The organism is Leptospira tipperaryensis (genome assembly GCF_001729245.1).
Lineage (GTDB): Bacteria > Spirochaetota > Leptospiria > Leptospirales > Leptospiraceae > Leptospira > Leptospira tipperaryensis.
This window is the reverse complement of the sequence record NZ_CP015217.1, coordinates 1,061,308-1,082,016: the sequence shown is the minus strand read 5'-3', so window position 1 is coordinate 1,082,016 and position 20,709 is coordinate 1,061,308. Positions and strand designations below refer to the sequence as shown.

General features: G+C 43.6%; 19 protein-coding genes and 1 tRNA gene. 7 read left to right on the top strand and 13 right to left on the bottom strand.

What is annotated here, in order from left to right; translation table 11 throughout:
- Nucleotides 1–41: 41 nt before the first annotated feature.
- A complete protein-coding gene (locus A0128_RS05165; RefSeq protein ID WP_069606530.1) occupies nucleotides 42–1,295 on the bottom strand; it encodes a hypothetical protein in 1,254 nt (417 codons plus the stop codon).
- Between the two features lie 4 nt (nucleotides 1,296–1,299).
- Nucleotides 1,300–1,851 (bottom strand): thioredoxin family protein, encoded by a 552-nt coding sequence (locus tag A0128_RS05160; RefSeq protein ID WP_069606529.1) that lies wholly within the window; start codon nucleotides 1,849–1,851, stop codon nucleotides 1,300–1,302.
- 333 nt (nucleotides 1,852–2,184) lie between these two features.
- Here A0128_RS05160 and A0128_RS22330 point away from each other — a divergent pair, with 333 nt between their 5' ends.
- The gene (locus A0128_RS22330) at nucleotides 2,185–2,562 is read left to right on the top strand and encodes a DUF1499 domain-containing protein (RefSeq protein WP_245667204.1); all 378 of its coding nucleotides are present in this window, start codon (nucleotides 2,185–2,187) and stop codon (nucleotides 2,560–2,562) included.
- Between the two features lie 117 nt (nucleotides 2,563–2,679).
- On the opposite strand, the gene carB is transcribed toward A0128_RS22330, so the two are convergent.
- From carB to A0128_RS05130, 5 genes are all read right to left on the bottom strand, one after another.
- Nucleotides 2,680–6,000, bottom strand: coding sequence for a carbamoyl-phosphate synthase large subunit (gene carB / locus A0128_RS05150; protein WP_069606528.1), 3,321 nt, complete (start codon nucleotides 5,998–6,000; stop codon nucleotides 2,680–2,682).
- A gap of 42 nt (nucleotides 6,001–6,042) precedes the next feature.
- Nucleotides 6,043–8,307: a sulfatase-like hydrolase/transferase gene (locus A0128_RS05145; protein ID WP_069606527.1), complete on the bottom strand. Its 2,265-nt coding sequence runs from the start codon at nucleotides 8,305–8,307 to the stop codon at nucleotides 6,043–6,045.
- 527 nt (nucleotides 8,308–8,834) lie between these two features.
- Nucleotides 8,835–9,461, bottom strand: a complete 627-nt coding sequence (locus A0128_RS05140; protein WP_069606526.1) for an RsmD family RNA methyltransferase — start codon at nucleotides 9,459–9,461, stop codon at nucleotides 8,835–8,837.
- The gene (locus tag A0128_RS05135; protein WP_069606525.1) at nucleotides 9,458–10,045 is read right to left on the bottom strand and encodes a hypothetical protein; all 588 of its coding nucleotides are present in this window, start codon (nucleotides 10,043–10,045) and stop codon (nucleotides 9,458–9,460) included. The genes A0128_RS05140 and A0128_RS05135 overlap by 4 nt, the downstream gene beginning before the upstream one ends.
- Entirely contained in the window at nucleotides 10,042–10,242 is a 201-nt protein-coding gene (locus A0128_RS05130; protein WP_069606524.1) for a hypothetical protein, read from the bottom strand. Before A0128_RS05130 ends, A0128_RS05135 begins: the two co-directional genes overlap by 4 nt.
- Nucleotides 10,243–10,347: 105 nt before the next feature.
- Between A0128_RS05130 and A0128_RS05125 the strand changes: the two genes are divergently transcribed.
- The 4 genes from A0128_RS05125 (at nucleotide 10,348) to A0128_RS05110 (ending at nucleotide 14,496) form a co-directional block, all read left to right on the top strand.
- Nucleotides 10,348–11,352, top strand: coding sequence for a hypothetical protein (locus tag A0128_RS05125; RefSeq protein ID WP_069606523.1), 1,005 nt, complete (start codon nucleotides 10,348–10,350; stop codon nucleotides 11,350–11,352).
- A 67-nt stretch (nucleotides 11,353–11,419) separates the two neighbouring features.
- The gene (locus A0128_RS05120) at nucleotides 11,420–11,791 is read left to right on the top strand and encodes an LIC12806 family lipoprotein (RefSeq protein WP_427854342.1); all 372 of its coding nucleotides are present in this window, start codon (nucleotides 11,420–11,422) and stop codon (nucleotides 11,789–11,791) included.
- A 148-nt stretch (nucleotides 11,792–11,939) separates the two neighbouring features.
- Nucleotides 11,940–12,641: a response regulator gene (locus A0128_RS05115; RefSeq protein ID WP_069609133.1), complete on the top strand. Its 702-nt coding sequence runs from the start codon at nucleotides 11,940–11,942 to the stop codon at nucleotides 12,639–12,641.
- Between the two features lie 10 nt (nucleotides 12,642–12,651).
- Nucleotides 12,652–14,496: a sensor histidine kinase gene (locus A0128_RS05110; protein ID WP_069606521.1), complete on the top strand. Its 1,845-nt coding sequence runs from the start codon at nucleotides 12,652–12,654 to the stop codon at nucleotides 14,494–14,496.
- A 6-nt stretch (nucleotides 14,497–14,502) separates the two neighbouring features.
- Here the strand turns inward: A0128_RS05110 and A0128_RS05105 are convergent, their stop codons facing one another.
- The 5 genes from A0128_RS05105 to A0128_RS05085 form a co-directional block, all read right to left on the bottom strand.
- Entirely contained in the window at nucleotides 14,503–15,276 is a 774-nt protein-coding gene (locus tag A0128_RS05105) for a hypothetical protein (protein ID WP_069606520.1), read from the bottom strand.
- 11 nt (nucleotides 15,277–15,287) lie between these two features.
- Nucleotides 15,288–16,205, bottom strand: a complete 918-nt coding sequence (locus A0128_RS05100; protein WP_069606519.1) for an energy transducer TonB — start codon at nucleotides 16,203–16,205, stop codon at nucleotides 15,288–15,290.
- The gene (gene ruvB, locus A0128_RS05095; RefSeq protein ID WP_069606518.1) at nucleotides 16,180–17,205 is read right to left on the bottom strand and encodes a Holliday junction branch migration DNA helicase RuvB; all 1,026 of its coding nucleotides are present in this window, start codon (nucleotides 17,203–17,205) and stop codon (nucleotides 16,180–16,182) included. The genes A0128_RS05100 and ruvB overlap by 26 nt, the downstream gene beginning before the upstream one ends.
- Nucleotides 17,206–18,366, bottom strand: a complete 1,161-nt coding sequence (locus A0128_RS05090; protein ID WP_069606517.1) for a S1C family serine protease — start codon at nucleotides 18,364–18,366, stop codon at nucleotides 17,206–17,208.
- 218 nt (nucleotides 18,367–18,584) lie between these two features.
- Nucleotides 18,585–19,193: a trypsin-like peptidase domain-containing protein gene (locus A0128_RS05085; protein WP_069606516.1), complete on the bottom strand. Its 609-nt coding sequence runs from the start codon at nucleotides 19,191–19,193 to the stop codon at nucleotides 18,585–18,587.
- A gap of 105 nt (nucleotides 19,194–19,298) precedes the next feature.
- Here A0128_RS05085 and tmk point away from each other — a divergent pair, with 105 nt between their 5' ends.
- Nucleotides 19,299–19,919, top strand: a complete 621-nt coding sequence (gene tmk / locus A0128_RS05080) for a dTMP kinase (RefSeq protein ID WP_069606515.1) — start codon at nucleotides 19,299–19,301, stop codon at nucleotides 19,917–19,919.
- Between the two features lie 96 nt (nucleotides 19,920–20,015).
- Here tmk and A0128_RS05075 read toward each other — a convergent pair whose 3' ends face one another.
- Nucleotides 20,016–20,402 (bottom strand): LIC10421/LIC12816 family protein, encoded by a 387-nt coding sequence (locus tag A0128_RS05075; protein ID WP_069606514.1) that lies wholly within the window; start codon nucleotides 20,400–20,402, stop codon nucleotides 20,016–20,018.
- Between the two features lie 129 nt (nucleotides 20,403–20,531).
- On the opposite strand from A0128_RS05075, the gene A0128_RS05070 reads away from it, so the two are divergent.
- A tRNA-Arg gene (locus A0128_RS05070) sits at nucleotides 20,532–20,603 on the top strand.
- The last annotated feature ends 106 nt before the right edge of the window (nucleotides 20,604–20,709 follow it).

Here is a 20,709-nt window from a genome sequence, read left to right as displayed (position 1 = left end):
GAACAAGATTTTTTTGAAAAGTAGGAACTCTATAGGTTTGATTACTTACAGGCTTTCTGTCTTTTGATCATCTCATTCAATTTAGATTCTTCTTCTTTTGTAATGTTGTGTCGTTTTAATACGGATTCGGCCAAAGGAAGAACTGAAGAATCCTTGTTGATACACTGGCTAAAAAACTCAATGGCCTCGGCTCTTGTGTTTTGATTTTCTTTGCTCAAACGAATTCGATGGAGTTCGAGGCGTTTCTCTCGCGTGGAAACGTCCACGATCAAATAATCCGCATAACATTCCTTGATGAGATGATCGGGAAGATCCGTGATCGGACAATTTTTTTTCGAAGACACGACCTTTTCAGGTTCTCTTACGGATTCGGTTACGATTCTTTCTACGGTCTTTTGAGTTTCAGTTTCCGTTCTCGTCGGATTCGGAATCAGTGGAACATTTTTGGTTTCCACTTTTTTCGTTTCTTCCGTTTTTGCGACTTCTGTCTTTTCGGGAATTACCATCTTTAATTCCGCAATCGGTTCTTTTTTAAGAAGACGATTGTAAAAATAATCTATCATAAAAATTGAATATTTCTGTATCTTGTCTTCATCATGAAAGTTGAGAACGGATTTTTTTGCGGACTTGGAAGAATTTAGGATCTCCGCCTTACTAGCCTTAGACGATTCCAATTCTTTCACCGTGGAAGCGAGACTTTGGTGGAATTTTTTTCGATAGGATTGATTCCAGTTCAGCGCAGATTCTTTTAACAGATCTTGAAAGGATGAAAAACTCCGGTCCCTTTCTTTTAATTTTTTCTGAACCATTTCTCGATAGAGTTTTTTAAGATCGTCGTCTTGTGCGGACTTCGGTTGAACTTTTACGGGAGCCGGAGTTTCCACCTTTTTCTCCGAATCAAACCAATTATAAACCGTATTTAAAACGCCGTCTACGACGGATTGAAAGATATCGCCGATGAGAGAATTCGACTTCGTCTTGTGATTCTTATCCGCAACCAGTTTTCTGTAGATGAGTTCGTATTCTAAGTTTCTACTTTTCTGAAGTTCGGAATATTTTTCCGTAAGATTCTTTTTTAGAATTCTCCAATCTTGATAGAGTTCTCCGCTTTTTCTCAAGTAAGGAATAAGTCCTGCGGTGGGAACGTTTTCTAGAGCGTTTTCATTCTTTCTAAATTCTACGCGGAAATGCTCCAAAGTTTTGGCCTCGATTTCTCGATAGTGTTCCGTTAAGAATTCTGCGTCTTGGAACGACTCGGCGGCGATTGGGGTATGATCGGGTGTTATTGCGGGCAAGAGATTATTCCTTCCATTTGATAGAGCAACCCATCGAGGGTAATTGATTGATCGGAGGCGGGTTTCCTTTTACGAGTTGGTGAACGGCGTATTCGAGTTCCTTCCTGGAAATCTGTTTTTCATTCTTCCAATTGTCGTCCATTCTACCATGATAAAACAACTTCCGATCGCCGTCATAGAGATAGATATCAGGAGTACACATCGCCTTTAGGTTTCGCGCAACGTTCTGATTTTCATCCACGAGATAGGGAAACGTGATCCCCCACTCTTGAATCTTTGTGAGCATCGCCTCCGGAGAATCTTCCGGATAATCGGGACGAATATTCGGATTGATTGCAACCGTCTTGACTCCCAAGGAAAGAATCTCTCCTGCAAACCGAATCAGGCGGGGCCAAATCGCCTGGGCATAAGGGCAATGATTGCAGGTTATAACCAGTAAAAGGCCCGTGGAACCGGAAAGCGCATCGGAAGAGTAAACCTTCCCAGTCGGATCTGGCAACTGAAAGGATGGCAGTAAACTTCCCAGGGGAACTTTTTCGGATTCAAGGAGAGACATAGGTTTGGACTTAGACTGAAAGCCTATTTATTTCATGAAATTAATTTTTTATAGAAAGTCATAAGAAATTTCAGAAAGATCCTAAAATTCTTTGTCATATTTTGATTTTCCTGTTATTCTTCCCCTATGAAAAATAGACTATTTTTACAATCTTGTGCAACCCCCTTTCCTTCAAAACCGTCAGAATCTAACACGCGTAAGCTGAAAAACGCTTCCGATTATATTAGAAATTTCTTTTTTGTTACGGGCCCTTTTCTCTCCCGAAAGAATGGAAGTTTCCTTTTTATTGCCATCACACTCGCCTTTTTCATTCAATGCAGCGGTACCAGACCGGTGACTCTCGGATTACAGAACGGAAAATTGGGGTCCTGTCCGGGAACTCCGAACTGTGTGAGTAGCATCGTTCCCGAAGCGGACGCCGAACATAGCATCAAGCCCTTAAGTTACAAAGGAACTCCCGAGGAAGGAAAAGCAAAGTTGAAAGCCGCGATAGGCGAAATCGCAAGAACGCAGATCATAAAAGAAGAATCGAATTATCTCTACGTGGAATTTACGAGTTTGATCTGGAGATTCGTGGACGACGTGGAATTTTTGTTCGATCCTAGCACGCCTACGATTCACGTTCGATCGGCTTCTCGTCTTGGAAAATCGGATCTTGGAGTGAATCGGAAACGAATCGAAATCCTGAGAGAAAAATTGAATTCTCTTTAATAAATTGCCGGAAGATCGTAGTTAGCTTCAATCTTCCGGCAAACGAAGTTCAATCGAAAAATTGCTCGTAAACGGACTTGAAGTCCGTTTCAAGTAGAATCGGTAGAATTTCCGTCCTCAAAAAATCTTCGGCATCGTGTGAATTTCTTGAAGAGAATGGATCGTAAATCCTTTGTTCTTCATCTCCACCATACCTTTGATGAGCGCCTTAGCGGCGTTAGACGTCGTTAGACAAGGAACCTTAAAACGAATCGCAGCTTGACGAATCGTAAAGCTATCGTCTCTCGTCACTCTGGAAAGAGGAGTGTTGATAATGAGATGAATCTTATTCTCCCGAATATAATCCAAAGCGGTCGGAAACACTCCGTCATACACTTTGTTGATCTTGGAAGAAAGAATCCCGTTGTCTGATAAAAACTTATGAGTTCCCGAAGTCGCGATCAGATTGAATCCGAGCTCGGAAAGATCTTTGATATAAGAAAGTAGCTCCAACTTCGTCTTATCGTTGATACTTACAAAGACGGTTCCTTGAGAAGGAAGTTCGTCCCCGGCCATATACTGCGATTTCAAAAACGCTTCTCCAGCGGTCGCCGCGATTCCCATCACTTCTCCGGTCGAACGCATCTCGGGTCCTAGAATCGTATCAACTCCCGGAAATTTATTAAACGGAAGAACCACTTCTTTTACGGAAACTTGGGAGAATGCCATCTCTTTCGGAAGAGGCAGACTCTTCAGAGATTCTCCCATCATGATCCGAGTCGCGTATTTCACAATCGGATGCCCAAGGGCTTTAGAAACAAAAGGAACGGTTCTGGAAGCTCTCGGATTGACCTCGATGATATAAAGGACCTCGTTTTTAACCGCGTATTGAATGTTGATCAGACCTTTGACTTGTAATTCCAGCGCGAGCGCCGCAGTCGCGGAACGAATTTCATTCATTATATTTTTGGAAAGTGTTTGAGGAGGAAGCACACAAGCGGAATCTCCGCTATGAACTCCCGCTTCTTCGATGTGCTCCATGATTCCGGTGATAAAAACTTCTTTTCCGTCGCAGAGCGCATCCACGTCCACTTCTATGGCGTCTTCCAGGAAAGAGTCGATCAGAAGCGGTTTATCTTTCGAAATCTCTTCCGCCTTTTCCATGTATCGATCCAACTCTTTCTCTTCGTTGATGATAAGCATCGCCCTTCCGCCAAGAACGTAACTCGGACGAACAAGAACCGGATATGTGATCTTCTGAGCGATCGCTCTCGCTTCTTCCATCGAAGTCGCGATTCCGCTTTCGGGCGAAGTCAGTTTCAATTTTTCTAATACTTCAACAAAACGTTTTCTATCTTCGGCGCGGTCGATAGAATCAGGACTGGTTCCGAGAATCTTAACACCCTTTCTTTCCAGATCCTTCGCGAGTTTCAGAGGAGTCTGTCCTCCGAACTGAATGATCACACCTTCCGGTTTTTCGTTTTGATAGATTCTAAAAACGTCTTCTAAGGTAAGAGGTTCGAAATACAAGCGATCGGAAGTATCGTAATCTGTGGAAACGGTTTCCGGATTGGAATTGACCATGATGGATTCGATTCCCAAATCCTGAAGCGCGTAAGAAGCCTGACAGCAACAGTAGTCAAATTCGATTCCTTGACCGATCCGATTCGGACCGCCGCCTAAAATCATAACGGACTTAGCGGAAGTCACATCGGACTCGTCTTCCTCGTCATAGGAAGAATAAAAATACGGAGTATAAGCCTCGAATTCTCCGGCGCAAGTATCAATCCGTTTGTAAACGGGAAGAAGTTTTGAAGAATCCAGTTCGGCTTCGATTTCTTCTTCCGATTTTTTGAGAAGATTCTGAATCTCCATCTTCTTGAGGTCGACCCGAAGTCCTCCGTCCAAAAGTTCCAAAATTTCTTTTTTGGATTTTAAGAATGCGAGTTGTCTGTTTGCAAAGCCGGCCCGTTTCATCTTACGAAGAATAGAATTTCCCTTTTCAGAAAATTCTTTTTCGAGCTTGAGAAGATCTTCCATCTGCCAGAGGAACCAGCGATCCACTTTGCAAAGATCGTGGATCTGATCCACGGTGTAACCTTCGTCCAATGCAAGTTTGATATAAAAAATACGTTTATCGTTCGGGCGTTTTAGAAAAGAGTCGATCCATTCTTTTCTCTGACCCACATTTAAACTTCTTGCATATAATAATTCTTGAAAGTATCCGTCGGAACCGAAACCGTAACGATCAGTTTCGAGGGAACGAAGGGCTTTTTGAAAACTTTCTTTAAAAGTTCTACCGATCGCCATCGCTTCTCCGACCGCCTTCATCTGAACGCCGAGCGTATCGTCAGTGCCCGGAAACTTTTCAAAAGCAAAACGAGGCACCTTGGTCACAACATAATCAATCGAAGGTTCGAAAGACGCAGGAGTCACACGGGTGATATCATTCTTAATTTCGTCTAACGTGTAACCGATCGAAAGAAGAGCCGCGATCTTTGCGATCGGAAATCCGGTCGCCTTGGAAGCCAGGGCCGAAGATCTGGAAACCCTAGGATTCATCTCGATTACGATCACGTCCCCGTTTTCAGGGTTGACCGCGAACTGAATATTGGATCCACCCGTCTCGACTCCGATCTCACGGATGATCGCGATGGACATATCTCTTAAATTTTGATATTCCTTATCGGAAAGGGTTTGTTGCGGAGCGACGGTGATGGAATCTCCCGTGTGAACTCCCATAGGATCGATATTTTCAATCGAACAGATGATGACTACGTTGTCTGCGAGATCTCGCATCACTTCGAGTTCGAATTCTTTCCACCCGAGAACGGATTCTTCCAAAAGAACCTGACTGATAGGAGACGCTTTGAGACCTCTGGAGACGACTTCCTCAAAAGTTTCCTCGGTGAAGGCGATCCCTCCTCCGGTTCCACCCAGAGTAAAAGCGGGGCGAACGATGAGAGGAAGGCCGAGGCTTTTTTTAATTTCGCCTGCGTCCTTGAGATTGTTTGCGAGACCGGATGCGGGAACTCTCACGCCAATCTTTTCCATCGCCTTTTTGAAAAGGTCCCTGTCCTCGGCTTTTTTGATGGCTTCCACTTTGGCGCCGATCAATTCTACATTGTATTTTTCTAAGAGCCCGGCGTTGTTACAAGCCAAGGCGAGATTGAGTGCGGTCTGACCTCCGACCGTGGGAAGGATCGCGTCCGGCTTTTCTTTCTCAAGAATTTTTTGAACGACTTGAACCGTCATAGGTTCGATGTAAGTCGCGTCGGCGAGATCCGGATCCGTCATGATGGTGGCCGGATTGGAGTTGAGCAGAATGACGCGGATCCCTTTTTCTTTCAGGGCCTTCGCGGCTTGAGTCCCGGAGTAATCGAATTCACATGCTTGACCGATTACGATCGGACCAGAACCCAGGATGAGTACAGTGCGGATATCTTCTCTTCTAGGCATACTGAAAGTACAGCTTTTTAGTTCACCGCTTTCCTTCAAGCATCAATTTGACAAGGGGAGCAAATACTCCCCCGCTTTCTTAAATTTTCCGGACTCGAGAAGAAACGAGTGAAGAGAGTCCTTGAGTGAAGAACATTGGGAGACGGGAAGAATCTTTGTATTCCAAGGATCGCGGATTCGATCATAACAAGCCCAGAGAACGCCGTCTTCCGAAGGAATGTAGATGAGTTTATGGGTTTCACTCTGAAACATTCTGTGTTTAGAAACGATCACGCTTTCTTTCGCGTAAGAATCTCCGATGGAAATAAAAGGAAGATCTCCCGTTTCGATCGAATGAAGCTGAAGAATGTTCGGGTAAAAGATTCTTTGCTTTTGAAAAAAATGATTTCCTCGATCACTAAACCAAATCCCAGTCTCTCCGTAAACCGAACGTATATCCTTCCAAGAGGAGGATTGAAACGCAAAAGAAAGATCCCTTCCCGGTCGATTTTGAATCTCACCCTGAAGAACTTTTTTTACCGGAGAATCTTCGATCCCTTCTAAGATAAAATTCAGAAGAGTCGGAAATAAATCCAAGGAACTGCTGATTCCCGAAAACAATTTTCCGGCTCCGGCGCCGGAAGGATATTTAATAAGAAGCGGAATGTGTGTGACTCCTTCTCCTCTAAGGTGTTCTCCGTGTCCGTGACTGTGATCGGCTTCGAAAAGAGATTCTCCGTGATCGCTGGTAAGAACGATCAGAGTGGAATCGTAGATTCCTTCCTCTTTTAACTTCGCGACGATTTTTCCGACGGATTCGTCAAAGGACGCGATGGAAGCCTGAAAAAGTCCGTTGATCTGATCCTCGTCCTCTTGTTTTAACGCGGAAGAATCGCTCGGGTCCACAAACTTGAAATACTTAAACTTTCCGTAATATTCGGAATTCGTGAAACTCTTATAATACGGATACGGAGGGCTGAAAGGGAAGTGTGTAACTGAAGAAAAGAATACGGTTAAAAAAGGATGTTCTCCTTTTTTGAGCCTCGGCAAAAGTTTGGGAAGAATTTTAGAATCGTCTCCCAAGCTCGGAAGGCCCTTTAGGGAAGAAAAATATTCTCCGGCAAAAGGAAGCGAACCGGTCAAGATCGGAAGAAGAAGAATCTGGGATTCTAAAATTCTCTGAGCCGTAAGAGTTCCCGCGTGAAAGATCGGAGCCTCGACGGATTGAAACCCCCAATTTGCGCGTGGGAATATATCGCCCGCGAAAGAAGAGACTACGTTTGTCTCGTATCCGAGTTCGCCGAGAATTCGAGGAAGTGTTCTTGAAGAATTCTCGTTTAAACCGCCCCGATCCTTTGCATCCGGAAACATGTCCTGGATCCCGTGAACAAAACTCGGTTGTCCCGTGAGAAGATCCGCCCAGGCAGGAAACGTCCTCGGGATCGTTGTGTGATGGTCCTGAAAACGAATCGAGCCTTTTGCCAATAAATCAATGTTAGGCGTAAGTCCTTCTTTTCCCTGCGAATAACCCATCTTATCGTAACGCAGACTGTCGGCGCTGAGAATGAGAATGTTCGGAAGTTTTTTGGAAACAAGCTTTCCTGTTTGTTGTTTGGAATCCCTTGCGTTCCAAGAAATTCCCAGAGCTACGAGAAAAACTCCGAACCAAACAAACTGAGACAGTTTATAGTTTTGGAATATTATACTAATTAAATATATCCAGGAAACGATCCAGATCCCCAAGACGCTGCCTAAAAAATGAAAACAAAATACAAACATACAAAATAAGATAAAATAACTCAAAAGTTTCCATTCTTTCCGAGTCGCCAAAGAATAAATCCTCCGGGCGACAAGACAACCTAACAATCCCAATGCGATCACCTGCGGAACAAAAGGAGGAATCCAGTCCGTCAAAAAAAACTGAAAGAAACGAAAAAACGAAAATCGATAGAAGAAAAATTCTCCATAGAGTTGTGGATAAAAAATGACGGAGTGAAGCCAGAGTAAAAAAACAAAAACGCCAAAGACGAGGATTTCTTCTTTGGGGGAAAGTCGATTGGTATTTTCACCTTCAACGTCGACTCCAAAAAGAAGCAGAGCGATCGTCGAAAATAGGATTCCACTCGCGATCAAGGTTCCTACGTAGTCTTTCAGAAACAAAGGAAGAAAGGACAAAAAGAGAGACTTAAATTCGGAAAGATCGACTCCCATGATCTGAAAAGAAGAATTGAGAATCAAAGTTACAAAAGAGATCCCCATTCCGATTGTAAAGAACCGGAGATAACGACGGAGAGAAGCGCCTTTTAGGATGTTTCGAATTTGTTCCAAGGTGATTTTTTTCTTTGATTCTTTTTTAAAAGACCGTTCGGTTTCACTTCAAACGGGACTCGAATTCTTCTGCAAGTTAATTTATAGGCTGAACTTCAGTTTTTTCAACATCGAAATATTCGATAATCATAATATTTTATTCTTATAATATAAACTTTTCCCATCTGCCTCTCAATTTTCGCAAGAATAATCTCAAAGCGGATCTTCATAGGCCCTACTTGTATAAAACTCCCATCCCATTGTTCCCCGCAAGTCAACTGAAACCTTTGAAAGAATTTGTCGTAACAACGACAATCCTCCGTGAAAGGAAAGCCCCACCCCGATCTAGGGTGGTGGGGCGGGGGGTGGAAAAATTCGGGTGATTTTTCTCTATCATAAAATCAAACTTTTTCAAGTAAAAAGTCTCAAATGTAGGAGCTCCTGCAAAACCCCAATTGAAACCTTCTTGATTCTCAATGGCTTTCCAACTTGTGGATCAGCTTATGCGACATTGTCCCTAGTAAACGCAAAACATTCTTATCCAGAAGTCAATCTTCCGATTCGGATTCTTCCAACTCAGAGCCTTCATCCGATTCCAAGTCGGGAGTTTCCACTCCGCGTAATTTATAAGTCAAAAAATTCTTTCCAAACTTTCGAGTTACAAAATCGGGCCAACCCGGCGAAACCGGAGATTGTATAAAGACGACTACCGTAGATTCTTCCTTCAAAAGGGCTTCCACGAGATTCTTCAATTTTTCATTCTTCTTGTCCCAAAAAGAATACGGCGGATCTAAAAAGTAGACCTTTGATTTTTCGGGGATATCGAGTTTATCATAAAAACGGAATACGTCTTTTCGAAAAATTTCCCTCGTTCCTCCGATCTTATCAAATAACTTTCGCAGACTATCCGATCTTTCCCAGGCGAGTTCGTATAAAACGACCCTTGCGAATCCCCGACTTACGGCTTCGAGCGCCATCTGACCCGAGCCTGCAAAAAAATCGATAAACGCGGCGTCTTCCGGAATCAATCTTCCTTTTAATACAAGAGAACCTAACACGTCAAAGACGGATTTTTTGATCACCGCGGGAGTGAAGTTCATATTCCCGGCGATCGCAGGAGGAGTTTCTATCGACTTACCCTTGAGTTTCCCAGTTTGCACTTTGAGTAGTTTCATGTCTGTGCCTCCATTTTTTTATCGATGCTCAATTCTAAGATCCGGATCTTCTTGTTCAACTTCTCAGTCGATTTCCATTCTTTCAATTTGGAAAGAACCTGCTTTGCTTCCGGAAATTTTCCCGCTTCAAATAAGATGCAAGCATACGTATAGAGCCCTTCCGCATAACGCACCGAAGCCGCTCCCTGTTCCGAAAAAATCTTTCCCCAACGGATTCCGGCGGACTCGTCCTCCAAGACCAGACAACGTTCCAAAAATAAAAATACGGAGTTATAAAAAATTCCGGGATGAGAATCCTTTTTTTCGTAGATACTCCTAAGAGTTTTATCGATCTCTTCCGGATCTTTCTCTGCGGCCGTATACAAAAGAAGAATTCGATAGTCCACTTCTTCTTTTCGAAGCGCAGAACGAGACACTTTCACAAGGGTATCATAGTTCCCTTTTTTGTAAAAATCATAAACGTCGCTAAAATCTGTGGAAGAAACGGATTTTTGAGGGGAGAGAAAAAAAAGTATGAGAACAAACCCGAGGAGCCGGGAGGCAAAATTCTTTTGGAACTGCCCAACCGGCCGGGTATTTTTCAAAGTTCGATTACTGCCGCCGAACCGCACATCGGACAGATCGCTCCTTCAGGACCGTAATCCTCCGCTTCAAAGGCTTCTTCTTCCCAGCGGTGGTCGCAATCCTCACATGCAAACGTTACAACGTCTTCATCCGTAGCATCTTCCTCGTCTCCGGTCTCCAGTTCAAACTCTTCGTCAAAATCGTAATCGTAGGGCATAGATCCAACGGAATCAGGAGGGCCTTCAGTGTCAAGTTTTAGGGCCTGAAGCAAATTCAAAAAATACGTGAACCCTGGATAGGCGGGTAAAAACTGGGACGCATTATGCTGTATCAGTCCGGCCTGAAGAGTTACAAAAAGAAAACCAGTTATAAACCGTATATTCTTACGCTCCTCTTGATTACCTTAGGAGGGGTTGGATTTTTTTTCCGGCAGGATATAAAGAATCTCTTCGCAGGAGATCGAAAAATTCTTCTGGAAAAGGAAAGAAAGAACGTTCAGCAACAAATTCTTTCCGGAAATCTGGAGGAAAGTTCGGTCAAGAATTTTCAGAGCGCCGCAAAGGACTACGTAACCGCAAATCCAACGGATGAACTCGGATACTATTACAGCGCATTAGGAAATTATTATTCTTTTTTGTTAAACGGTTTTTCTTTCGATTCCGGCACGTTAGTCAAGCTTTCTTACTCGGGTTTTAATGACTTCCTCAAAGAGGACGGTTCCTATCTTCCGACTTTGGAAGAAATGTATCGCAACGGACTTCGCGCCAAAGCGATCGATCCCTCGTTAAAGGAGAACCCGGACAACGAGGTAATGATCGCGTTTGGTGAAACGATCAAACAACACCTTTCTCGAAAATCTCTCACGAGTCTTTTGAACTCGATTCCCTATGACAAAATCAGCCCGGAGTTTAAGACGGGTTATACTTGGATCTCTCTTTTAGGAGCTTCCCTTTCGGGAGATACGGAATTCTTAAAGAAGAATCTTGCGAGTCCCGAATCCACCGGTTCCATTCTTCTCACGGAAAGAGAAGCCCACTTTTTAACGGGACTTTCGGAGTTCCGCGCTGGGCAGTATGTTTCTTCTTTGAATTTTATTCGGAAAGTGAGAAACGAAAACGAAGACTTTATTACGACCGGATCTTGGATCTTGGAAGCTAAAATTTTCAGACTTCAAAATCTCCACGCAAAATCGATCACGATCCTCGAAGAACTTTTTCCAAAAGCCGGGGAAAGAAAGGATGAAATCATAAAACTCGCCAGGGAAATTATCGAAGAAAAACCGACTCTCAAAACAAAACTCAATCTCGAATTGGAAACGGAACAATAAGATTTTTTATTCCGAGAAAATGTTAAACGAAATGAAATTTAAAACGACTTCCTCTCCTTTTCCAAAAATGTTCAGTTTGACATTCTTATTTTCCATTTTGTTTGTTTTGATCGCCTGCGGTTTGAAACCGGTTCCTCCTCCCGAGGGAAGGTTCTGCGATACTTGGCACAAACCTGTGGACTGCGTAGAACTCGATTTCAGAAAAGGCGTCGCCAATCTCGGACAAGGCTCCGTTCCCTTGCAGATGAAAAGTGTAGTCATTTACCAAATCGCCTCCGATAACAAACAAACCATTCTCGTCGAAGTCCTTCACGAACATAGAGTAAGAATCACGTTTCCCGGCGCGGAACCCAGACTCTATCTAAAGATCAAAGACAAAGACGATCGCAAACGCAGATGGGAAAAAGCAAAAGAAGAATGGAACGAATTCTTTAAATAATACTTCGATACGGCTTCGCTTACTTCAAGAGCCAGCGATTTTGTCGTAAGCCCTTGAGATAAACCTTCTCTCGGATAAATTGTATAACAACGGTATCAAGAGAGAAAAAATAATTTACCGATCGGAAGCGATCCAAAGAATCAGGCCGATGGTCAAACCCGAAGATCTTAAAGAAACTCAGACAACTCACACTGTCTCTATCATTGAAGACAATCTTCATACGGCCCTCAATCTCCAAGACTTACTTTCCAAATCCATCGATCTTAAATTCTTAAAACACTATTCAAACGCGCAGGACGCAATCTCTTCTCTTCCGGACGAAGCTCCCGATATCGTCATCTTAGATATCGGGCTCCCCGGAACAAACGGGCTGGAATGTCTGCGTGAACTCAAGGACAAAACGCCTAACACGAAATATGTGATCTTCACGGTCTTTGAAGACGAGGAAAAGATCGTGGAAGCGATTCAGGGAGGAGCGTCCGGTTATCTTCTAAAAGATACTTCTCCGGCCTTGTTTCTCGCGGAACTCAGAGTGATCGTGTTAGGCGGAGCCCCTCTTACCCCGAGGATCGCTGATAAAATCATACGAGAGTTTACAAAAAAAGAGGAAACAAAAAATCCTCCGATCTTAAACACTCTGGGTTTGACCGAAAGGGAACTTCAGATTCTAAACTTCGTCGCGTTAGGAATGACGTTTCCCGACATCGCGGACGAACTGGACATTTCCAGTCATACGGTGAGCCGACATATAGAAAAGATCTACAAAAAGATGGAAGTTCATTCCAGATCGGAAGCCATCATTCGGGGAAGAAGAATGGGAATCATCCGAGACGTGCCCGGTTATCCGTAAGGACAATACGATGAGATGGAAACTATATTCATTTTTTATTGTAGTCTTATCTTTTCTAATTCAGTGTTCGCCTTCAATCTCCTCCAAGGAACGTCCGACCGCACAAAAGGGCGTGATCGATCTCAGAAATTTCAATCTCAACGAACAAAATACAACCCTAAACGGGGATTGGGAATTTTACTGGAAGGAATTGGCCCAAGGAAATCAACCCGTATCAAAAAGTGTTTTATATAAACCCGTTCCCGGGATTTGGAGGGACTACGATCCAACTTACACTTGGAAAGGTTATGCGACATTCCGTCTGCGCGTGTTATGCGATTGGAACCGTCCGAATCTAAAAATTAGAATTCCGAGACTTCCCGGAGTCTACGACGTCTATTTTGACGATCACAAAGTTTACTCCAACGGACTTACGGGAACAGACGCGATCGATACGGTCTTTTTGGCCCATCCTTTGATCACAAACGTCACCGTTCCTTCCGGAGATTTTTGGATCACCGTGGTAGTTTCCAATTTTAAGGGAAACCACCTGAAAGGCGGCATTCGAAATCCGTTTCGGATCGGGAACGGAAACTCCATCGATCTCGAGGAAAAAAAAGAAGAATGGCTCGAAATCATTTTAATCAGCGTCATCTGTTCCTTCGGAATCTATCATATCGTATTCTTTTTTGCTTATAGAAAGGATCCGGTTCCTCTTCACTTTGCCGCGTTTTGTTTTTTAGTTTCTCTCTATACTTTTATCACTTCGGGAATCCAATACATGGCTCTGCCGAGCCTCTCTCTTGATCTTAGAATCCGAATCGAGTTTTTCTGCGAAGTCGCTTTTTTCCCGACGGCTTATCTGATTTTACAAAGAATGTTTCCGGTTCAATTCACAAAAAGTTGGATTCGAATTGCAATCGCGAGCACTCTCCTCTTTGCAATCGGAATTCTAACTTTGGACGAAAACAACTTGGTTCTATTGTATTCTGTATTTCTCTACGTGCCTCCGATCTACGCAGTCGTAATCATAGCGCCTACTATATTCGCGTTTCAAAATAAAGAGCCGAGGGCAAGAACGATTCTTTTCACCGGGCTGGTTCTTGCTTTTACGATGATGAACGACGTGTTCTACGGTTTGTTTGAAGTTTACGCTCTATTTCCTTACAGCTTTCCTCTCGGACTCGTTACCTTTGTCGCACTCAATTCTTATATTATATCTTCTCGATTTACGGAAGACTTGGAAAAGGCAAAAGAGTTCGCACAACTTCAAGTCAAATACAACGAACAACTCAAGCTCCAAGCGGAGGAAAGAACGAGAATCGCCTCGGACATTCACGATTCGATCGGCTCGGAACTCACGGCGATCCTTTTTGAATTGGAATCTAAAAACAAAGAGGATTCCACTCTCAAAAAACTAAAGATCGAAGTAACCCATCTTATCTCCAACGTAAGAGACATCGTATTTCTCATGCAGCACACGGGAACTCGCAAAGAACTCGTGGAAGACGTGATGGTTCGATACGCGGAAAGAATCCAAGGCACCGGGTCGATTCAAGTAAGGACGGAGATCAAAGAAGTTTCCGACGCGCTGCGGTTGGATCAGTGTCTTCATATACAGAAAATTTTTCTGGAATTGATGTCCAATATTCTCAGACATTCCGAAGCAAAGAACATTCAGATTTTATGGAATAGGGATGGAAAAAATCTTTTTTTAAGAATCGCCGACGACGGAAAAAAATTCGAAACAAAGGCCGGGGAATTTTCAGGAATAGGATTAAACAATATTCAGATGCGCGCTGAAAAACTGAATGCGAGCTACGATTTTTCCAGAGAATCGGAAAACATATTCACGATGAGCATTCCTATTTTATAATATTCTTTAATCGTTACTCTGATTGCTGAGGGAATCCACATAGATCGGTCCGGAAACTACGACAATTTGAACCGCAGGAACGGAAGCCTCGAATCTGTGGAGACGATCGAGTTTTTGCAAAAGTTCGCGGACTAGAAGTAAGGCGATTCTCGAATTCCCGCTTCCGATCAAGATGAGATTTTTGTCGTGAATCCAAGGTTTTCTCGGATCCACTCCGTTATCCGCATAGGGAGCGTAAAAAAGTTTTTTAGAAAGAATACAAAAAGATTCTAATATAGCTTCGATCGCTTCCTGATTACGATCCGCTTGAATTTTGACCTCGAGTTCAAACCATTGATAGTATTCTAATTTTCTATTTTCATAAAACGACTCAAAGCCGGAAACGGAGAAGGAAAGTTTGGAGAGAATTCTGCGAAACCCGATCCACCGAAACCATTCTATCGCAAGAATGATCGGAAAAAAAGAAAAGATCGCCGCGATCGTCGGGCTTTCCAGCATTTCCGGGACCACAAGGACAGTGATATAAAAACTGGGAAGACCCATTCCTAAAAGCCAAAGAATGGGAGATTGATTTAAGATCCAAAGATCCGCCATCACAAAACGTAAGAATTTTTGAATATACAAAAACGGTTTTGTACGTCCGGCACATCGAAAGAACAATAAAACATTTTTCTTAAATCTGCGGAGTTGAGTTTTGCGAGCCGTTAACCTTCGTTGTTCGAAGATTTCGGCTTCCTTTAGCTTTTCGCGTTCTTGAAAGGCTTTTTGAATCGGATCCACGAAAGTGTTCTCTAACGGCTTCGCATCTCGGGAAAGATAAAGTTGATACCGAAGATCATTCCTTGAGCTTTTACTTCCTCGGGGACCTTTCCGAAGTTCTGACCCCGGATCGAATCCACGCAGGCCTGACCTACGATATCCTGTCCTTGTGTCGAAATAAGTCTCGTATCCAAAACCTGACCGCTGTCGCTTAACAAAAATTGAACCTTGACCTGACCCGGAGAAATTCCGGCGCGGATCACGGTTCCCGCCATATCTCGGTAAGCGAAGTTCCCACCGCCGGGAGGAGCGAAACTTCCCTCGATCTGCTTCAGCATTCGTTTAAAGTATTCGTAACCTGCGAGTTTTTTTCTGGGAATGGAGAGCGCCTGACTTCCGTCCCAACGAAAGAGGAAGTCTTGTTCAAAACGATAGTTGAAAGGAATTTTGGTCATCCTTCCGTAAGTTTGAGTGCTTTGTTTCGTATTATCCGTGTTAGACGTTTGAACCGGATCGATCTTATAAATTCCTACTTCAAAAGCCTTCTCGTCGTTTTTTTCCAGAGACTGTTGTTTTTGAGCTTCGGAATTTCTTCTCGCGACGCTTCCCATCACAAATTCGCGAAACGGACTCGCGGAGTGAAAGCCTTCTTTTTTTGTAATCCCACCGGCGCCGGCCGCGTCCACATTGGAAAGGGCTTTGTATTCGTCTTTGATATGTTTGTCTACGAAGTCTTGTTCCAAAAGGACTTCGTAAATTTTTTCTTTTTCCTCGTTGCTCTCCATCTTGACCATAGGTTCGCTTCCGAGAATTTTCCAGAGCATGTTGCGTGTAAGTAAATGAGCGGTAAAAAAAGACGCGAGCGCAAGGACCAAAAAGGAAGCGTAGATCAACCTCTTATCGTCTTCGGGCATTCCGGAGTATTCAGAATAAAGTCGGCTCTTGTCCATTGTTTCCGGGAAAGTCTCCCATTCGCTTCAGTTGTTGATACGCCTTTTCGGTTGCGACTCTTCCGGCGGGAGTTCGATTGATGAGTCCAATTCTCACCATAAAAGATTCGTAAGTGTCTTCGATGGTTTTTTCCTCTTCTCCAACCACGACGGCGATCGCTTTCAATCCGACGGGACCGCCCTTATAACGATCGATCATACAACCGAGTATCTGTCTATCCATAGCATCCAGTCCCAGGTCGTCAATCCCCATCTTATCAAAAGCTTTGATACAAAGATCCTTTTTGACGGAAGAATGACCGTCGACTTCGCTAAAGTCGCGAATTCGTTTCAAAAGATGATTTGCGATTCGAGGAGTTTTTCGAGAACGTTTTCCGATTTCCAGAGCCGCGTCGTCTTCGATCGCAACGTTCAGAATTTTAGAAGAACGCAAAACGATTTCCTTCATCTCCTCGTCGCTATAGTAATCCAAACGAAGTTGAATTCCAAAACGACTCTTGAGAGGTTCGCTGATAAGACCGCTTCGGGTCGTAGCTCCGACCAAGGTAAAAGGCTTGAGAGGAATCTGAACCATCTGAGCGGTCACACCTTCTCCGATGACGAGATCGATCATATAATTCTCCATCGCGGGATAGAGAATCTCTTCGAGCTTTTTGTGAAGCGTATGAATCTCGTCTATAAAAAGGATTTCATTCTCACCCATACTCGTGAGAAGACGTGCGAGATCGGCGCCCTTTGTGATCACGGGAGCGGAAGTGATCGTAAGTCTGGTCCCGAGTTCGTTGGAGATAATTCCGGCGAGAGTTGTTTTTCCGAGTCCGGGTGGACCGGAGATGAGAACGTGGTCCAGAGCTCGTTTTCGATTCTTCGCGGCTTGGACGTAGACTCCGAGATTGTTTAGGACTTCTCTTTGGCCTATAAATTCGCCCAGAAGAGACGGGCGTAAACCCGACTCTTCTTCAAATTCTTCTTCAGGATTGAGGGTATGGGATTTGGACAATCAGTTTGGTCTTTCCTTAAGCTGAATCGAAAGTCTCGAAACGTTTCCTTGACGGAGGATCGTAACGGTAATACGATCTCCCGGCTTACTTTTTTCTACGGTACGGACAACTTCATCGGGAGAATTGATCTTTGTTCCGGAAATTTCAGTGATCACATCCATCAATTGAATTCCCGCGCGATCCGCCGGAGAATCGTTCATGATCTCTACAACCACCGCTCCTCCGGAAATTTTCAACTGCTTTGCGTCTTCTTCCTGAAGATAATCCACTCGAATGCCCAGCCACGGTTTAGCGGAACGTTTTACCTTTCCGGTGGTCTTCAATTCTTCCATGATCGCCTTGGCTTCGTTGATCGGAATGGCAAAGCCGATTCCCACCGAACCTCCACTCTGAGAAGCGATCATACGATTGATTCCGATCACACGACCGTTGATGTCGAGAAGCGGTCCTCCTGAGTTTCCTTGGTTGATCGCCGCGTCCGTTTGAAGATAATGAACTCCGCTGTTATCGATTCCCGCACGGCCCACCGCGCTTACGATTCCCGCGGTGAGGGATTGTTCGTAACCGAGAGGAGCTCCGATCGCAATCGCCCAGTCGCCCACTTTGACTGCGGAAGAATCACCGAGTTCGATCGGAGTGATTTCGGAATCCGGTTTGATTTTTAAAAGAGCCAAGTCGATGGTCGCGTCGGAACCGACGAGTTCCGCGTTGTAAGTTTTTCCCGTCTTGAGACGAACCGTAAGCTTATCCATGGAACGAACCACGTGTTCGTTTGTAAGAATATAACCTTGCGTATTGAGAATGATTCCCGAACCAAGACCGGTTTGTTTTTGTTTCATCACTCTTCCGCCGCCGCCTTGACCTCTTCCGAAAAACTGATCAAAGAACGGATCGCCGAAAGGATGAACCGGAACATTTTGAGTTCTTTCGGTCGCGATGGAAACAACACTCGGAGAAGCGGTTTGATATACTTCTTCAAAGGCTTGTTGAATGGTAATAGCCTGACGAGCCGCCGGAGTCGGTTCTCTGTCTCCCTTCGCGCTTAGGAAGAGAGGACTGTTCTGATTGGATCCGCAGAACATTACAGGAGATAAGAATGCTCCGAGGAGAAGTGAAATGCTGACGATCGCAATATACTTCAGTTTTTCCAAGTTTTTCATTGAATTCTTTCCCTCTGAAAATGAATTTCCGATAGGTACTGAAAGGATCGACTCGCTCCTCCGACTGTCAAGTTGGATTTAGAAACAAGTCTCTTCAGGAACCACATTCGGATACAATTTGGATTTGGACAGAGAGGAGAATTCCACTCTGTCTTAAAATTTAGACCCCGATTTAAAGAAAGAGTTTCCCGAATTTGAAAGTGAAATGGAAAAACGGATCAATGCCGCAAGTGAACGGGAACATTCTTCTTGATCGCGTTTCCTCTGCTTTCTTTGAATGCTTGTTTTGCTTTCATATACTTTTGAATCGCGCGCTCTACGACTTGAAGAGAATAGTAATCCAAAACTTCTACGGGAATGATTTCGTGATCGACTTCCACTTTTAAAATCGCGAGGTCGAGCTTCTTATCCAGACCGATGATCTGAGCTTCGTAGAGTTTGCCCGATTTGAGTTTAACATTGAGCTTATCATAAGCACGAATAACGTGTTCGTTTGTAAGAATATAACCCAACTGATTGATGACGATGCCGGTTCCAAGAACCACTTCCACTTTTTGCGTTTTAGAAGTTCCTTTAAAGTGAGCGATCTGAGGATTCGCATTCTTCTCCGAAGTGATTAAAACGGAACTCTCGGAAGAATCCGGATAGACCTCTTCGTAGATATGATGAATTTTGATTCGGTCTTTCGAAAAAGTAGGATTGGAAGTTTTTGTTTCCTCGATCGAAGAAGAATTTTCTTTTTGAGGAAGATGCGCGCAGAATTGAAAGAAGACAAAGAAGAATAAAAAAAAGAAAAGAGATCTAAGAATGGGAAAATTATTTTTCATCTGGGAATTTTTACTGGATTCTTCCTTTTAAAACAAATCCATGTATCTTAGAAGAATGATTTTGAATAAATCCGAACCTGTCAAGATTGAATTGGAAAAGCCAAAATGAAGAAAGAAACTCCGCTCTTCGTAGTATTTGAAGGAATCGACGGAAGTGGAAAGTCCACACTCTGCAGGTCCGTGACGGAACTTCTACTCAAAAAGGAAATCGCCGCGGTTTCGTTTACGGAACCGACAAACTTAGAAACGGGGAAATTCTTAAGAAAATTTCTAAGAGGAGAAATTGAACTCAAACCGGAAGAACAAATCGAAGCCTTTCTTTCCGACAGAGAAGAATCCTTAAAACAAAATATTCTTCCCGCGTTACAATCCGAAAAGAATGTTTTACTCGACCGTTATATGTATTCCACCGCGGCCTATCAGAGCGGGCCGAATCTTTCTCCCGAAACGATTCTACAAAAAAACTTAGAAAGAAATTTTAAAATTCCGGATGTTCTGTTTTATCTAAATCTGAATCCGAAGATCGCCTTGGAAAGATTGAGTCGGAGAAAAGAGGAAAAGGAAAGATTTGAAACTCTTTCCCAATTGGAAAAAATCTATTCCGCTTATGAGAGAATTCTTCCTAAGGAAACGATTCGAATCGACGCCGAGAAAGGGCCGGATCAAATCGCAAAAGAATGTCTGGATATTTTGTTGGAAAGAATCCGGATTCAAAAAGAAAATTAGGTAGTTATCAATCGATTCTTTTTGTCAGTTCAAGAATTGTTTGAAAAAGACGTTCCTGAAATTCTAAAGCAAACTAAATAGATTCCATTTTTTGAATCAATGACTTTCGGTCGGAAGTTGTTTGAGAGCCGCTTCGTGACGATCCGCCTGACGTTCGAGAGATTCGGCCATTCTATGAAGCTTCTCTTTGCGAGCTTGCGCGTGGAGAAATTTTTCTCCTCTAGAAAGTTTCGCGAGTTCTCTGAGTTCGTTCGCCCTATTTCTTTTTGCGATCGCAGTGGCCTTGAGATAATTGGAAACGGCTTGTTTTTGCGCCGGCGTTACCGCGCTTTCGACGAGTGCTTTTTCGAGAAGCCTCTCCTCTTCTTCTTCGCTCACGGAAAAAACCGGAGAAAGAACTCCTAAAACTACAAGAAGGAATAGAAAATAAAATATCTTTCCAAAGAAAGCTCTATTCCAATCAATCAGAAACGAAACCTGCATCTCTACCTCTATCTTTTAAGAAGACGATTTCATACCTGATTCCTTTTTCAAGGACTTTCCGGCGTCTCTTGTCCTATTCCGGATTTGCATTTGACAACGACGGCCTCTTCAAAAGACTCATTTGTGAGCGTACCTATAGCTCAATGGATAGAGTACAGGCCTCCGGAGCCTGGGGTCCGGGTTCGAGTCCCGGTAGGTACAACCTTCAAACTTTTCCATAACAATGTCGGGACTCGAAGCGAGAACTTGAAAGCGTTCATAGCGATCCATAGAGAGCGTCATGAACGCGACCGAACCACAGGATGTG

Coding starts and splice junctions, on each gene's coding strand:
- A0128_RS05160 (WP_069606529.1), bottom strand. CDS start 1,851: ATGTCTCTCCTTGAATCCGAAAAAGTTCCCCTGGGAAGTTTACTGCCA.
- carB (WP_069606528.1), bottom strand. CDS start 6,000: ATGCCTAGAAGAGAAGATATCCGCACTGTACTCATCCTGGGTTCTGGT.
- A0128_RS05140 (WP_069606526.1), bottom strand. CDS start 9,461: ATGAAACTACTCAAAGTGCAAACTGGGAAACTCAAGGGTAAGTCGATA.
- A0128_RS05130 (WP_069606524.1), bottom strand. CDS start 10,242: ATGCCCTACGATTACGATTTTGACGAAGAGTTTGAACTGGAGACCGGA.
- A0128_RS05125 (WP_069606523.1), top strand. CDS start 10,348: ATGCTGTATCAGTCCGGCCTGAAGAGTTACAAAAAGAAAACCAGTTAT.
- A0128_RS05120 (WP_427854342.1), top strand. CDS start 11,420: ATGTTCAGTTTGACATTCTTATTTTCCATTTTGTTTGTTTTGATCGCC.
- A0128_RS05115 (WP_069609133.1), top strand. CDS start 11,940: ATGGTCAAACCCGAAGATCTTAAAGAAACTCAGACAACTCACACTGTC.
- A0128_RS05110 (WP_069606521.1), top strand. CDS start 12,652: ATGAGATGGAAACTATATTCATTTTTTATTGTAGTCTTATCTTTTCTA.
- A0128_RS05100 (WP_069606519.1), bottom strand. CDS start 16,205: ATGGACAAGAGCCGACTTTATTCTGAATACTCCGGAATGCCCGAAGAC.
- A0128_RS05090 (WP_069606517.1), bottom strand. CDS start 18,366: ATGAAAAACTTGGAAAAACTGAAGTATATTGCGATCGTCAGCATTTCA.
- A0128_RS05085 (WP_069606516.1), bottom strand. CDS start 19,193: ATGAAAAATAATTTTCCCATTCTTAGATCTCTTTTCTTTTTTTTATTC.
- tmk (WP_069606515.1), top strand. CDS start 19,299: ATGAAGAAAGAAACTCCGCTCTTCGTAGTATTTGAAGGAATCGACGGA.
- A0128_RS05075 (WP_069606514.1), bottom strand. CDS start 20,402: ATGCAGGTTTCGTTTCTGATTGATTGGAATAGAGCTTTCTTTGGAAAG.